We start from the raw sequence: 15,650 nt of genomic DNA, 5'->3' as shown, positions 1-15,650 counted from the left end.
AACTGCTCTAAAGAAAATAATAGCTAAAAAACTTAATTAATTTAACTAATTATCTTCATATTAGACCTAATTATCTGTATTGTCAATAACATTTTTTGTTGATTGCTGTAAAACTCTATTCATAATACAACGAGAATCAGGTTCTTTTACCTTTACCTTTTGCCAAACTTACTTTCATCTAAATCGCACTTGATATCTTACAATAATTAGTGTAGCCTTAACTTAGTTAAATAATTTAATTAATTATTATATTACCTTAGGAGGCACACTATGTCAACACAACTAATGTACGAGGAATTTAAAAATAAATTTAATCCTGTGCACTCTCCCCGCCAATTCTTCGCCCCAGGCCGAATCAACCTGATCGGTGAACACACGGACTACAACGGCGGGCATGTTTTTCCTGCTTCCATCTCGTTTGGAACTTATGCATTAGCGACGAAGCGTTCTGATAATAAAATTCGGTTTTATTCTATGAATTTTTCAGATTTAGGGATTATTGAAGTCAATCTAGACAACTTGGATTATAATGAAGATGACAATTGGGCGAACTACCCTAAAGGCATGATTAAGTACATCCGTGAACATGGTTGTAAAATAGACTTTGGTATGGATATTCTTTATTATGGGAATATACCCAACAGTGCTGGTCTCTCCTCTTCCGCTTCCATTGAAATGGTGACGGGTGTTCTACTAGAAGGACTATTTGACTTTGACCTTGACCGAATTGAAATGATTAAGCTTGGACAAAAAGTTGAAAACGAGTACATTGGTGTTAACAGTGGTATCATGGATCAGTTCGCAATTGGGATGGGGAAAAAAGATCATGCCATTCACCTTAATACAGCGACACTTGATTACAGCTATGCACCAATCAAGTTACCTGATCATTCAATTGTGATAATCAACACAAATAAAAGTAGAACACTTGCTGGGTCGAAATATAATGAAAGACGAAGCGAGTGTGAGCAAGCTCTAGCTGATTTGAGAACTGAGCTCACAATTGATGGTTTGGGAGATCTTACACCTGAAGATTTTGAGAGCCATAAATATTTGATTAGAAATGAAACAAATCAAAGACGCGCGAAACACGCCGTTTATGAAAATGCTAGAACCTTAGATGCCTTGCAGAAGTTAAAAACAAATGATTTGGAAGCGTTTGGAAAGTTAATGAACGAATCACATTTATCGTTACAACATGATTATGAAGTGACTGGAAAAGAGCTTGACACCATTGTGGAAACTGCATGGGAACAAGCTGGTGTCACCGGCGCCCGTATGACTGGTGCAGGTTTTGGAGGTTGCGCGATTGCTATTGTGGAGAATGACAAAATCGATTCGTTTAAACAACAAGTCAGCCAACGATATATTGAAAAAATCGGTTATGACGTCAGTTTCTACACAGCCGCAATTGGTGACGGAGCGAAGGAAATTACAGAAGAGGTGAAATAAATGAGTATACTCGTTTTAGGAGGAGCCGGTTATATCGGCTCGCACGCTGTTTATCAGCTTATTGAAAATAATAAAAATGTCGTTGTCGTTGATAGTTTGGAAACTGGCCACAGAGAAGCACTTCATCCAGACGCCACGTTTTATGAAGGGGATATCCGTAACATTGATTTTCTCAGGGATGTCTTTGAAAAAGAAAATATTGAAGCTGTGATTCATTTTGCAGCCAACTCCCTTGTCGGCGAATCGATGGAAAAGCCGCTCAAATACTTTGATAATAATGTGTATGGCACCCAAGTTCTCCTGCAAGTCATGACAGAGTTCGACGTGAAACCAATCGTCTTCTCTTCTTCTGCAGCGACATATGGAGATGCTGATGTTGGATTGATCACTGAGGATGTCACACCCAATCCAACGAGTACGTACGGAGAAACTAAACTGATCATGGAAAAAATGATGAAATGGACAGAAGAAGCTCATGACATTAAATATGTATCACTCAGATATTTTAATGTTGCGGGTGCTCGGGAATCAGCCGAAATCGGTGAAGATCATCGTCCGGAAACCCACCTCATTCCTATTGTGTTACAAGTTGCCTTAGAGCAGCGTGATTACATTACAGTATTTGGCGAGGATTACGATACACCGGACGGTTCATGCATTCGTGATTACGTACATGTCGATGATTTGATTGAGGCACATTTATTAGCGCTTGAGTATCTACAAAATGGCGGCGAGAGCAATATCTTTAATTTAGGCAGCAGCCAAGGATTTTCGGTTAAAGAAATTATTGAAGCAGCCAGGAAAGTGACAGAAAAAAGTATCCCATCTAAAATAGGACCACGCCGTCCAGGAGATCCGGCAACACTCGTGGCAAGTTCTGATAAAGCACAAGATATTTTAGGATGGAAGCCATCACGTACATCAATTGAAAATATTATCAAAGACGCATGGCACTGGCATTCAACACACCCCCATGGATACGAAAAGGAGTGAAGCATGTATGGCAATTTTTGAAGATTTGACCGGATTGATCCACAAAGCGCAAGAAGTTCATTTAATAGAAAAGCAAGATGAGGTGTATGTCCGAAACCAAGTCCTTGACCTGTTAAACATTCAATCTTTTCCGAACGAAGAATTAACAGGTACAGAAGACACCATCCCTAATTTACTGGAAAAGTTGATTGCCTATGCGATTGACCATGATGTCATTGAAGATATTTTTGATGATAAAGAAATCCTTTCAGCTAAAATTATGAATTGCTTTGTTGCTCGTCCTTCAGTTGTTAACAATACATTTTACGACAAGTACAATGAAACGCCTGACGCAGCAACAGATTATTTTTATAATTTAAGTAAGAATAGCAACTACATCCAAATGAACCGAATCGCTAATAATGTGCATTATAAAGCAGACACAGTCTACGGTGAACTTGATATTACAATTAATTTGTCAAAACCCGAAAAAGATCCGGAACAAATCAAGCGCGAACGTGAAATGAAACAGTCATTAGACTATCCAAAATGCGTTCTTTGTCGTGAAAATGAAGGATATGTGGGACGCATCGGCTATCCAGCACGTGCTAATCACCGCGTCATAAAAGTCCCTATATTAAATGAAAACTGGTATTTGCAATATTCACCATATGTTTATTATAACGAACACAGTATCCTACTTTGCGAAGAACATCGTGATATGAAAATTGATAAACAAACGTTTGACCGATTACTTTCATTTGTGGATCAATTTCCACATTATTTTATCGGTTCAAATGCTGATTTACCCATTGTAGGAGGGTCTATTTTAAGTCATGATCACTATCAAGCAGGTCGTTATGAATTTGCCATGACCCGAGCGGAAGATGAATTTACCTTTAACTTGAATGGATTTCCAGAAGTCTCAGCATCTGTATTGAATTGGCCAATGTCGGTTATCCGCCTTCGTGGTGCTGATAAGGAAAATCTAGTAGAAACAGGTGCTCACATTTTAAATGTGTGGCAACAATATGAAGATGATGAAGTGAATATTATCCCTTTTACCGGCGAAACGCCGCATAATACAGTGACTCCGATTTCGCGTTTTCGTGACGGACAGTTTGAACTTGATCTTGTCTTAAGGAATAATCGCACGTCAGAAGACTATCCAATGGGAATCTTTCATCCGCATGAAGACGTCCATCATATTAAAAAGGAAAATATCGGCTTAATTGAAGTGATGGGTCTAGCTGTCTTACCTGCCAGATTGAAAGGAGAACTTGAAGACATCAAAGCATTTTTATTAGATAAGAATGCTGATGTCGCTCCTTATCATATGCCATGGGCAGAACAAATGAAAAATGAACATGGATTATTGTCGAGTCTAGAAGAAGCCGAGTCGATTTTACACAAAGAATTAGGCATCAAGTTTGCCAGAGTTCTAGAAGATGCTGGTGTTTTTAAACAGAATGAAACCGGACAAGATGCGTTTAAGCGTTTTATCGACACATTAAACAAGTAGGAATGATACTATGAAAATTGCACAAGAAAGAATAGTCAACGACTGGATTGAATATACCTTATCAAATAACACAGGTATGAGCGTCAGTTTTTTAAATTATGGTGGGATTATTACGAAAATGATAACACCTGATCAAAACGGTAAGCTTGAAAATATCGTCCTAGGCTATGAGAATTACAATGATTATAAAGATAACTCTAATTGCTTTGGCGCCATTATTGGTCGAGTTGCCGGCAGAATCGACAATGCACAATTTAACTTAAACGGGCAAGAATACAATCTTCAAAAAAATGAAGGTAATCACCAGCTCCATGGCGGAGAGACTGCTTTTCACCATACACTCTGGGAAGCTGCTCCCATTCACGAAGAAACTCGTGTCGGCGTCAAATTAACACATACGTCCCCCAACGGTGAAGGAGGTTATCCCGGTCGAGTTCATGCATCAGTCACGTACTGGTTAACAACTGATAATGACTTTATCATCGATTATGAGGCTGAATCCGATCAAGACACAGTTCTCGCGTTAACAAATCATACGTATTTCAATTTATCAGGTTTAAAAGAAACAGTCGGACAGCACGTCGTCACCATGAATAGTGACTACTTTTTAGAATTAGACGAAGAGCTCATTCCAACCGGGAAGTTAGTTGACGTTGCGAATACACCATTTGATTTGCGACATGGAAAAAGCCTTGAAGAAGGATTTGACTCTACCTATCCGCAAAACCTTATTGTCGGGAATGGCTATGATCATTATTTTCTTTTAAATGATACGGATCAGCCGAATATTTTAGTGGAAGAAAATCACAGCGGCAGGACGCTTTCCATTACAACTGATCAACCCGGCGTCGTGATGTATACCGCAAATGGCTTAGAGGATGGGTTAAAATTATATGGCCGCATGTCTGAAAAACACTTAGGTGTGTGCTTTGAAACACAAGGTCCACCCGCTTCACTACATCATAAAGATCTTCCGTCTATCGTATTAAAGGCAAATGAGACGTATGAAAAACAGACCGTGTTTTCGTTTGAGAGTAAGTAAAATAGGTAATATGTGAAAAGCTACTTTCCGTGAGAAAGTAGCTTTTAATTAGATACTTGATTATATTAAGATATCATTAATCAAGAACCGGATTATCCTTATAAACTTTATTCATATTTTAGAATTAGCAGATATTTTATCTAAGTAAAGTGCCGCTGCGCCAATAACACCTGCATTCTGATCTAACTCGGCTTTCACGATAGTCGTATTACGACCGTTAGGGTTGAGAGCATAGTTTCTCACATAATCACGAATCATCTCAAATAACGGAGCTTCAACTTGAGAAACGCCACCACCGATAACAATTTTTTCAGGATCAAATGTATTAATAATAGAGACACATGCGACACCTAATACCTTAAAAACTTTATTAATGAAAGCAACAATTTTTAAATGTCCTTCATCGTATAACGTGAATACATCTTTTGTCGTTACCTGTTTACCCAATATATCTGAACCTCGTTTTGCAATTGCAGTCCCAGATGCTATCGATTCCAAACAGCCATATTGACCACACGAGCATTGGCCAAATGATGGGTCCACAACAGTATGACCAATATCCCCCGCATTACCACTCGCTCCATGATATATTTTCCCGTCGGCAATAATACCAGAACCGATTCCTGTGCTGACTGTCATATATACGAAGTTCTGATTATCCTGTGCTGCGCCTAACCACTTTTCTGCTAATGCAGCTGCATTAGCATCATTTTCCAAAATAATAGGAACACTCCACCATTCCTTCATCCATTTAACGATAGGAACATTCCTCCAATTTTGTAAATTAGGTGGATGTGTGATAAGACCTTCTTTAGCGTCAAGTGGTCCTGGTGACCCAATGCCTATACCAATAATATCATTTTTAACTATTTCAGTTTGTGCCAGAATCTCTCTAATAGAATTACTTATTTTCATAATCATTTCTTTAGGAAGAATTGTAAGTTCCGTGGGAATAACATTTTGTTTTAGTATTTTACCTGTTTCTGACACGACGGCTATAGCTACTTTTGTACCTCCTATATCAACGCCGATAAAGTATTTCATTATGTTTAACTCCTTCTAAAGTTTCCAATTTAACAACCCCGTTCTTCCCCTAAACTATTAGCTAGATTAACCTCATTTATCTTATTACTCATCCAAGGACGGGAGAGTAGTATGAAAACATGCTACTCTCCCTAGTAATCTAACAGCTTATTCATAAGGATTACTGAAAAATGTTAATCATAAAATCAGCATTGGATTTCAGGATATCATACGCTTCTTTAGTTATTAGATCAGATTTTCTTTGGTGCTCTAATAATAAATTAAAACCTTTCATGTGCTTAACTACCTTCGTGTACTTCCCTTGTTTCTCGAACTGTGCCACAGCCGTGAGATGCATTTCCAGTGCTCTGGATTCAGCATTATCCAGTTCTCCTTCATTTTCAAACCGTTTAACCAGGTTTTCAATGCCTTCAGCTAATCCAACTGGTATCTCATCAATACCAAGTAACTCTATTTCTGATAATACAGTTAATGGTTGCCCCCCATTATCTGTTATTTCCAGTTGGTAAAATGAGTAGGCATCAGGGTTTTCTATTTCAAATGCTCGAGTATATTTTTCCCATTTAAAGTTTTCATTTTTCCTTTCATCTAACGTTTCCCAATTTTCTCCATCATTGGATCCTTTTAATAACCAACTTTTAGGACTGCCGACCTCTGATTCAGAGTTATTCAAAGGATTGACACCTGAAGTCAGTGTATACATTCGTACTTCTTTCTTTCCCTCTGTAAATTGAAACTGAATCAAAGGTTTTTCACTGTCAAAGTTAATTTGTGTATCAGACGTATTGTCAAATAAAAGGTTGGTTTCTTCTGATTCACTATCCGTTGCAGCGCCCTCTGATTGATCTGTCAAATCACGCATTAACACTGGGGTAGACAAACCATCTGTTGCAGCTGGTGTGATAGAATCCGGTAAATCAGTCATATTGCTCCCCCAATCGGACGGTTCCGGTCCCATGTCAAAATCCAGAACTGCACCATTCGCTAGATCTTCATGTGTAATATAATTTTTTGTGTAAGTTTCTCCATTTACTTTTAGACCCTGGACATATTGATTTTCTTTACTGTTATTCGGAGCATTTATAACAATGTCTTTACCATTCTCCAGATGAATTGTCACCTTTTTAAAAAGTGGAGCACCTATCGCATATTCTGAAGTTCCCATTTTAAGTGGGTAGAACCCTAGTGCACTAAAAATATACCATGCTGACATTTCACCGTTATCTTCGTCACCAGCGTATCCCTGTCCGATTTCACTACCAATGTACAGTCTATTTAGCACTTCACGAACTTTCTCCTGTGTTTTCCATGGTTTTTCAACATAATTGTACATATACGCTATATGATGTGCTGGCTGGTTACTATGTCCATACATCCCCATTCTAACATCCCTTGCTTCTCTCATTTCATGAATTAATCCTCCATAGCTTCCTGGATAGGCAGCTGTTTCCGGCGTGTTAAAGAATTCATCGAGCTTATTTTCAAGCCCATCCTTTCCACCATAAAGGTTGGCTAACCCCTGCCCATCATGTGGAGCATGAAATGCCATATTCCACGCATTTGTTTCTGTATAATCGTATCCCCATTCCGCGGGATTGAACTCATCGGGTGTTGAACGCCATTGTCCCGATGGTCTTTTCCCATTAAAAAATCCAATATTCGGGTTAAACATATTGTAATAATTTTGAGCACGATTTAAATAGTACTGATAATCTTCCTCGTAATATGACTGATATGGATCTTTTTCATTATCTCTTTTACTAAGTGCTTGTGCTAAATTTGCAATACCGAAATCATTGATATACCCCTCAAGTGCCCATGACATACCTTCACCTGTAGACGTACTCGTATAACCATCAAAAATGGAGGTCTCCAGTCCCTTCCTACCAACGTTATTATTGGGTGGAGCAACAGCAGCATCTTTTATTGCAGATTGATAGAAACTTTCAACATCGAAATTTGTTACACCTTTCATGTAGGCGTCTGAAAATGCAATATTCGCGCTTGTTCCTGTCATTAAATCAGCATACCCCGGAGAAGACCATCTGGATATCCAGCCACCATCTTTATAATGCTGAACAAATCCATCAATCATTTCACCTGTTTTAGTTGGAGTTAACAATGAATAGGCAGGCCATGTTGTTCTATAAGTATCCCAAAAGCCGTTATTCACATATACCTTTCCATCCTCTATTTCCGCGCACGTTTCTGTTGAGGTACTTGTTGAGCACGGATTAAGTGAGAGTTGACTTGCATACTTAAAATCTGGGTTTTCCAGAGTACCTGTATTTTCATACGCTGAGTTTGGGTATAGAAATAATCGATACATATTTGAATATAGTGTTGTAAGCTGATCTTCTGTCGCTCCTTCAACCTCGATCGTTCTAAGTAAATCATTCCACTCTTCTTCTGCTTTTTTCTTTATCGTATCAAATGTATCTTCGGGATTAATTTCTTGTTCCAAATTTTTCTTTGCTTGTTCCACGCTTATTAAAGAAGTTGCTATCTTCATAGTTACCTCTTTATCGTTTGTGGTATCAAATTTGTAATATGCGGTCACATCGTCTCTACCTTGATCAGTTAACATACTGCTATCTACAACAGGTTTATCAAACTCTGCGTAGACAAACATACGTGTTGCACCAGTGGACAACCCACTTTTCTGATCCGTATAACCTGATATTGTTCCATCGTCAGGGTCTAATGTAATGCCACCTTTATTACTGACATTATCAAATAATATATTCGAAGTGTCTCCTTTAAATGTATACCTAAATACGGCTGCATGATCAGTAGGGGTCATTTCCGTTTCAATCCCATTTTCAAATGTAACCCCGTAATAATGCGCTTGAGCGATTTCATTCTCATGTTTGAAAGCTAATGCACGGGTATCACGATTTACCTCTGGCTTTCCCTCTGCATCTGACGGCATGACTTGAAATGTCTGCCTGTCTCCCATCCATGGACTTGTTTCATGACTTAAAGAAAACGCCTGAAGTGTTGGAAGATTATCATCATTATTACCTTCATTATAAGAGTAAAGCCAGTCAGAACCTGCATTTGTTACCGGTGTCCAAAAGTTAAATCCATGGGGAACTGCAACGGCTGGGAAGTTATTCCCGCGAGAAAAGGTCCCATTGGATTGTGTTCCTCTAAGTGTATTAACATAATCAGTAGGATTTTCATATGTTTTTGCGACTGGATTTCCGTTGATTTTAATATCATCGATGTGCCCTTTAAAAGTTGTCGGTCCTTTTGGATTATCGTATGCAATTAAAATTCGCTCTATTGTTTTCCCTTCAGCAATTTCACCAATTGAGGCATTTTTATAATTCCATTGATTGGCATAAAGTGTTTTCGAATCCCCCTGTTCTTGTGGATTCAGTTTTATACCATGCTGATCAAGTGCATTTAAGTCATGCAAATATGTGCCATCTGAAAAAGCTAAATCAACTGATGCGTAGGTACTTGCATAGTTTGTATGATTATTGTCAGTAAAAGCGGGAAAAATATAATAGGATAGTTCAGTATCCTTGGTTACACTAATATTTACATCAAGAATTTTATTGTAGGAGTACGCTCTTCCGTCTGTCAGATGTGAGCCTTCATAAGTAATTGCATTTTTTCCTGTCCACCCTACATTTGCCTTCGAATTATAAGTACTTGAAGGTCCATTCGTTATCTTTGTTTTCATATCTGAAGGTGGTGGATCAGGAACGTCTATTCCATTAGAAATTGCGAGTTCTGATAGTTGAATAATAGATTCTCCACTGTTTTTTGTAATTTTCAACTGGTAATATTGATATTTTTCCGAGTTATCAAATTCATATACTTTCGTTTGATAACGTTCATCAAACTTTTCACTAGTTCTCGTGTCAAGTGTTGTCCAATTCTCTGCATCGTTTGATCCAGATAACTCCCAATCTCGTGGATCTCTTCCAGGATAATCATCGGCTGATGTTAGCGCATATTTTACGACAGAATCCGGCTCTTCAAGCTCCACTTGAATAGTGGCAGTATCTTCAAACGTTAACCATTTTGTTGTATCATCGCGGTCTATTAACTTTTCTTTTGTCTCACTTGGCGGGTTTTCCCCAGATACTTTGATCTCTATAATCTCATCTGTAACATCACCTTGAATACCATCAAATGGAATATTACCATCTATTCCAGAGGACATTTTATTTCCATCTGCATCTTTTTCCACCGTAGTTTCCCAGTCTAGTTGCGGATCATCTGGCTCAAATGAAGTAAAATAATCTGTCGAATTAGCTGAAGCTGTTTGAGTAGGTAGAATAGGGATAATTCCTAACAGTAAGACGAAACAACATACATTAGCAAACATTCTCTTTAAATGTCTTTTGTTCATTTACCTTTTACCTCCCCTATTAATTACTATAGACTTTAAATTACTGTTATTCACTCCTTTCATTCAAAATATAAATTTTATTTTATCTACGTGCCTACTCTAAAGCTATAGATTAAATTTTATTAAGCACATAGTAAAATCCATGTAGGCATAGATATATAACCCATTTAATAGGTTAGTATTATTGCATTGTTCTAGATTTAGAATGCTATTCTAATAAGTAGCCAATAAATTAGAGTTTTATCTTTATGTGTAATATGCGTAAATCAATTACGGTAACAACACACTACAAGGGATTGCACCAATATTCAGTTCCAGGTGAGTTATATAAAGTAATACTATATTTGACCCGATAGATTATTGAATAAGATCAATCCCTCCACCAGTAATGTCTATGAGCAGGTAAGCTTAACAATATAAATGGTACCTAATAGTAATATCCTAACAACGCTTATTCATGGATAGACAAAATCTTAAACTATCCCCTATTTAAAAGGCCAAGTCATTTAGAGACAATATTTATCCCTTAACTGACCCAGCCAACAATCCTCTCACAAAATACTTACCTAGAAAAATATATACAAGAAGGGTCGGGAGTGCAGCAATCAATGCACCTGCCATTTGGACGTTCCACTGAACAATTTGACTTCCTGATAAATTTTGTAAAGCCACCATGACAGGTTGTTTATCGGAAGTTGTAACAGTGACAGCAAATAAAAATTCGTTCCATATGTTTGTAAATTGCCAAATGGCTACTACGACAAATCCTGTAATAGACAGCGGAATAATAACATGCCGGAAAATACCTAGAAAACTCGCACCATCAATTTTGGCGGCTTCAATCATTTGATCTGGAATATTGGCATAGAAATTTCTAAACATTAGGGTCGTAATTGGTAATCCATAAACGACATGTACCAAGATCAAACCGGGTATCGTATTATACAAATCAATTTGACGTAAAAATTGAATCATAGGAATCAAAATGCTTTGATATGGAATAAACATACCGAATAAAATAACTGTAAAAATTGTTTCCGATCCTTTAAATTTCCACTTAGATAGGACGTATCCATTCATTGCTCCAAGGATAGCCGATAATAATGTTGCTGGTACAACTAGGTAGATGCTATTCATTAAATTTGGTGCTAATTTTGAAAAAGCCTCTTTATATGAACTAAAATCAATCGTTGAGGGGAGGGTCCACATCTCGGCAAGTGATACTTCATCCAAGGGCTTAATACTTGTCACTATGATTACGTAAACAGGAGCCAAAAAAAGTAAGGCAAAAAATATAAGGATTAAATATTTAATCGTTTTACCTATAGGAAATGACATTATTGTTCACCCTTTCTACTATTCCATAAATACGGAACGATGAATACCGCCACCAATAAAAGCATGATTATAGCTATTGCTGCACCGTTAGCATAATAGTTACCTCTGAATGTCGTTTCAAACATGTAAACTCCAGGAACATCTGTAACAAAGTTTGCTCCAGGTCCCGTCATTGCATAAATCAAATCGAATATTTTCAATGAAATATGAGCCATTATAATCACGACACTCATAGTAATAGGCAGGAGCATTGGTAGAATTATTCTTCTATATATTTGAAATTCACTTGCCCCATCAATTCTTGCTGCTTCCCTTAATTCATCCGGAATACCACGAAGACCTGCCAAATACATTGCTAATGAAAATCCAGTCATTTGCCAAACTGCAGCAATAACAACTGCTATAATTGCTACAGGTAAACCAAATTCAATGCTTCCCCATTCGAAACCTGCCAAAATATTTGTGTCAGTATACCATTTTGGCGTTATACCAAAGAACTTTAAGAAATGATTAAATCCTGTTGATGGATTGAGTAACCATTGCCAAACAACCCCTGTTACAATAAATGATAATGCCATTGGGAATAAAAAGATATTACGAAACAGCGACTCCCCTTTTAGCTTCTGGTCAATTAAAACAGCAATCCCTAACCCCATAATAATGACTAGCCCTATAAATAAAATAGTGAAGAACAGTGTATTACGGAGATCTGCCTGAAAACGAAAATCACTAAATAAATATTTGTAGTTTTTGAGACCAGCAAATGAAAAGTCCGGCACAATTGTATTATAATTGCTTAATGATACATATCCCGTCCACCCGATGAAGCCATATACAAAAACTAAAATCAAAATTAGTGATGGGAGTAGAAAGGCTACAGCTGTCCATTTGTCTTTTGATATACGTTTTCTTTTTTTTACTTGCACCTCTTTTGACACTACTGCTTCCCCCCCTCTTAAACATTAAATTGTATCTAAAAATTTAAAAAATAAAACACAAAGTAGTTTCTTATAAATAAGAAAAGGCTACCTTATAAAGGTGGCAGCCTCTTCCATAACTTAATCTACATTTCAGGTGCTGCATTTTCTAGTGCCTGAATAAAATTATCAATATCTCCTTGTGTCACAAATATATTTACAGCCTGGTTGGCCTTTGTTAAAAATCCTTCTGATGCTGCTGATCCATGAGCAAGGCTTGGTACTAGACGTGCACTTGTAAAATCCTCCATCGCATCTTTTCCATAGTCATCATACTTTTCTGGATCCGCATCTACACGAGCAGGAATTCCACCTTTTAATGGATTAAATGTATCCTGTCCTTCAACTGAACCAAGAACGGTTAAGAATTTCTTGACATCATCAGTATTTTTTACACCTTTTGGAAGTCCAAATGTATCAGTAATCACTTGAAACATCCCTTCTGTTTCAGGGAAATCGAAGTAACCAAAATCAACATTTGTTTCCATATCTAAGTCATTGGAAAAATATCCTTTTGCCCAGTCACCCATATTCAACATTGCCGCTTCTCCATTAGCAACAAGCTGGGCTGAATCCTGCCAATTACGTGATGCGTGATCTTCATTGATGTACTCTAGCATCTTTCCAAAAATCTCGGCCGCTTCAACAACACGGTCATCATTGAATTCAATTTCTCCATCAAATAATTTCTGGTAATCATCTGGACCAAGTACTCCTAATAGGATGTTCTCAAAAATTTGAGTAGCTGGCCATGACTCTTTGTCTCCCAAAGCCAAGGGTATGACGCCTGCATCATCCAACTTATCAGCCGCTTCGAAAAACTCATCAAATGTTGTCGGTATATCAATGTCGTGTTCCTCAAATACTTCCATGTTATAAAAAACTGGATTTCCACGATGGACGTTGACTGGAACCGAGTAAATATTTCCATCATCGCTAACAAGGTCAATCAGCTCTTCCGGGTATTTATCCATCCAATTGTTTTCCTCATAAAAGTCATTTAGTGGTTCCATTTTATCCGCTGCCACCCAACTCTTATTGAGTTCCTCACCACCATGTACTTGGAAGGTTGACGGTGGGTCGTTACCTTGCATTCTTGTAGCTAAAACAGCTTTAGCATTCGTTCCTGCCCCACCTGCGACTGCAGCGTTTTCTACATTAATGTCTGGATGCTCCTCTTCGAACAGTTCAATCAATGCAAGCAGACCTTCTTCTTCACCAGCACCAGTCCACCAGCTAAAAATTTCTACATTACCGTCTTCTCCAGCACTTTCACTTTGATCACCCTTATCAGTTTCATCATTTTGATCAGACGATGAATCAGAGCTGCATGCCGCCATAACAAGGGCAAAGGCTAAAAGAATAAAAATACCATACAATTTCTTTTTCATGTGATTAATCCCCCTCCTTTTGTTAGCGTTTACAATTACATTATAAAATAATTAACTAATAATTATTTCAATTTAAACTATATTAATTTACGAATTTCTTCACTTTTTTAAGATTTCTTTCTCATATTGCTTGGGTGACTGTTTATGATGATTTTTAAAAACCCTGCTAAAATAATTTGGATCTTTATATCCGACCATAAAACTAATTTCTTTTAGAGAATAATTATTCTTTATAATAAGCTCTTTAGCTTTATCCATCCGAATTTTCGTTACATAATCTATGAATGTTACTCCAAATTCCTCCCTAAAGAGACTTGAAAAGTAATTTGGACTTAATTTGACTGTAGCGGCAACTTCCTCCAAACTTATAGACTGGTGATAATTATCAAGTAAATACATTTTCACTTGCATCATAGGTTGTTTTGATTGATAAAATTCATTTATCTTTATCCCACACATATTGATAAAATTGCTCCAATCATTATAAGTTTGTAGAGACAATATTGAACTTTTAGGTGGGACAATATGATTATTATCAAACAACTTTTTTATTCTTATATATAAACGTTCCCTATCTGCTGATAGAAAAAGAGAATTATTTTCTTTGTAAAGTAAAGACGCCTCATTTCCTTTTCCTTTTTCAATAGATTCACATATATCAGCGATAATGTCTTCCAGCGTTTGATTATTCTCCTTCAAAAATCCATATTTTCGTTTCTTATCAGATTTAAGCTGAATGCAAGCCTCATATGCTTCATGATATGAACTTTGTAATTTATCCAAACTTTTATAAGAATAACCCGTACCGATAAAAATATTTTCTCCAATAGCAAAATGTATTTTTTGTGTGATTGCTAATACTTCATCTTTTTCTAAAACATTATTTGCTATCATATGCTATCATACATACAACTAGGTGATTTTCTTTATCAAGTAAAACAAACTGGTGATCAATGTTTTTTTCTATTTCAATTCTGATTTTATGTAAATCGTGATTATCATCAGTCATAAAAACAAGGAAAAATCCACTTTTCATTTCAGGATAAAGTTTTCTTTTTATCTGTAACGTATCCTTTGGTAATGGATGGTGCATAATTCCATTTATAAAGCGCTCTTTAAGCCACTCTTTTGACCTATCTCTCTCCTTCTGTTGCTGCCGGTCATTCTCAATATCTTTTTTCACGCGAAGCAGTGCTTTAACAATTTCCTCTTTTTTACCAGGCTTTAAAATATAGTCTTTAATACCGTATGCCATCGCCTGCTTGGCGTAATCAAACGAATCGTAAGCTGAAATCATGATAAATTTAATTGAAGAGTCATAGTTATATATTTGTTTGATCGCTTCTAGCCCATCAATCCCTGGCATCTTAACATCCATGAAAATAACATTGGGACTAAGTAATTGAGCTTGTTCTATGGCCTTTCTACCATTTACAGCCTCACCTACTACTTGTATTTCGCTAAAATTTTCTTCAATGAACTTACGCATTGCCTTCCGTTCAATAAGCTCATCTTCTGCAATTAAGACACGCATTAAGCATCG

11 protein-coding genes are annotated in these 15,650 nt (G+C 37.0%); 4 read left to right on the top strand and 7 right to left on the bottom strand.

What is annotated here, in order from left to right; translation table 11 throughout:
- Positions 1 to 270: 270 nt before the first annotated feature.
- Genes KQI49_RS00990 through KQI49_RS00975 form a run of 4 tightly spaced genes read left to right on the top strand, consistent with a single transcriptional unit; the run spans position 271 to position 4,988 of the window.
- Positions 271 to 1,452: a galactokinase gene (locus KQI49_RS00990; protein WP_216485928.1), complete on the top strand. Its 1,182-nt coding sequence runs from the start codon at positions 271 to 273 to the stop codon at positions 1,450 to 1,452.
- Positions 1,453 to 2,445 carry a UDP-glucose 4-epimerase GalE gene (gene galE, locus KQI49_RS00985; RefSeq protein WP_216485927.1) on the top strand — a complete coding sequence of 331 codons (993 nt, stop codon included), beginning with the start codon at positions 1,453 to 1,455 and terminating at the stop codon, positions 2,443 to 2,445.
- Between the two features lie 7 nt (positions 2,446 to 2,452).
- Complete coding sequence (gene galT, locus KQI49_RS00980) at positions 2,453 to 3,946, top strand: UDP-glucose--hexose-1-phosphate uridylyltransferase (protein ID WP_216485924.1); 1,494 nt, start codon at positions 2,453 to 2,455, stop codon at positions 3,944 to 3,946.
- Positions 3,947 to 3,956: 10 nt separating this feature from the next.
- On the top strand, positions 3,957 to 4,988 hold the full coding sequence (locus KQI49_RS00975; RefSeq protein WP_216485922.1) for an aldose epimerase family protein: 1,032 nt from the start codon (positions 3,957 to 3,959) through the stop codon (positions 4,986 to 4,988).
- Positions 4,989 to 5,099: 111 nt separating this feature from the next.
- Here KQI49_RS00975 and KQI49_RS00970 read toward each other — a convergent pair whose 3' ends face one another.
- The 7 genes from KQI49_RS00970 to KQI49_RS00940 form a co-directional block, all read right to left on the bottom strand.
- Positions 5,100 to 6,032, bottom strand: coding sequence for an ROK family protein (locus KQI49_RS00970; RefSeq protein WP_216485920.1), 933 nt, complete (start codon positions 6,030 to 6,032; stop codon positions 5,100 to 5,102).
- 160 nt (positions 6,033 to 6,192) lie between these two features.
- Positions 6,193 to 10,401 (bottom strand): GH92 family glycosyl hydrolase, encoded by a 4,209-nt coding sequence (locus KQI49_RS00965; RefSeq protein ID WP_216485918.1) that lies wholly within the window; start codon positions 10,399 to 10,401, stop codon positions 6,193 to 6,195.
- Between the two features lie 519 nt (positions 10,402 to 10,920).
- A complete protein-coding gene (locus KQI49_RS00960; protein WP_216485916.1) occupies positions 10,921 to 11,739 on the bottom strand; it encodes a carbohydrate ABC transporter permease in 819 nt (272 codons plus the stop codon).
- Positions 11,739 to 12,677, bottom strand: coding sequence for a carbohydrate ABC transporter permease (locus KQI49_RS00955; RefSeq protein WP_216485914.1), 939 nt, complete (start codon positions 12,675 to 12,677; stop codon positions 11,739 to 11,741). Before KQI49_RS00955 ends, KQI49_RS00960 begins: the two co-directional genes overlap by 1 nt.
- 125 nt (positions 12,678 to 12,802) lie before the next feature.
- Positions 12,803 to 14,107, bottom strand: a complete 1,305-nt coding sequence (locus KQI49_RS00950; protein ID WP_216485912.1) for an ABC transporter substrate-binding protein — start codon at positions 14,105 to 14,107, stop codon at positions 12,803 to 12,805.
- Between the two features lie 99 nt (positions 14,108 to 14,206).
- Positions 14,207 to 15,001: an AraC family transcriptional regulator gene (locus KQI49_RS00945; protein ID WP_216485910.1), complete on the bottom strand. Its 795-nt coding sequence runs from the start codon at positions 14,999 to 15,001 to the stop codon at positions 14,207 to 14,209.
- Entirely contained in the window at positions 14,988 to 15,641 is a 654-nt protein-coding gene (locus tag KQI49_RS00940; protein WP_216485908.1) for a response regulator, read from the bottom strand. Before KQI49_RS00940 ends, KQI49_RS00945 begins: the two co-directional genes overlap by 14 nt.
- Between the last annotated feature and the right edge of the window lie 9 nt (positions 15,642 to 15,650).

Source organism: Virgibacillus sp. MSJ-26 (assembly GCF_018918075.1).
Taxonomy (GTDB): Bacteria; Bacillota; Bacilli; order Bacillales; family Amphibacillaceae; genus MSJ-26.
The sequence above is the reverse complement of the archived record's forward strand: the minus strand, read 5'-3'. Positions and strand labels throughout refer to the sequence as shown.

Bases quoted from the DNA above. Each gene is read 5' to 3' on its own strand.
- KQI49_RS00990 (WP_216485928.1), top strand. From the start codon at position 271: ATGTCAACACAACTAATGTACGAGGAATTTAAAAATAAATTTAATCCT.
- galE (WP_216485927.1), top strand. From the start codon at position 1,453: ATGAGTATACTCGTTTTAGGAGGAGCCGGTTATATCGGCTCGCACGCT.
- galT (WP_216485924.1), top strand. From the start codon at position 2,453: ATGGCAATTTTTGAAGATTTGACCGGATTGATCCACAAAGCGCAAGAA.
- KQI49_RS00975 (WP_216485922.1), top strand. From the start codon at position 3,957: ATGAAAATTGCACAAGAAAGAATAGTCAACGACTGGATTGAATATACC.
- KQI49_RS00970 (WP_216485920.1), bottom strand. From the start codon at position 6,032: ATGAAATACTTTATCGGCGTTGATATAGGAGGTACAAAAGTAGCTATA.
- KQI49_RS00965 (WP_216485918.1), bottom strand. From the start codon at position 10,401: ATGAACAAAAGACATTTAAAGAGAATGTTTGCTAATGTATGTTGTTTC.
- KQI49_RS00960 (WP_216485916.1), bottom strand. From the start codon at position 11,739: ATGTCATTTCCTATAGGTAAAACGATTAAATATTTAATCCTTATATTT.
- KQI49_RS00950 (WP_216485912.1), bottom strand. From the start codon at position 14,107: ATGAAAAAGAAATTGTATGGTATTTTTATTCTTTTAGCCTTTGCCCTT.
- KQI49_RS00945 (WP_216485910.1), bottom strand. From the start codon at position 15,001: ATGATAGCAAATAATGTTTTAGAAAAAGATGAAGTATTAGCAATCACA.
- KQI49_RS00940 (WP_216485908.1), bottom strand. From the start codon at position 15,641: ATGCGTGTCTTAATTGCAGAAGATGAGCTTATTGAACGGAAGGCAATG.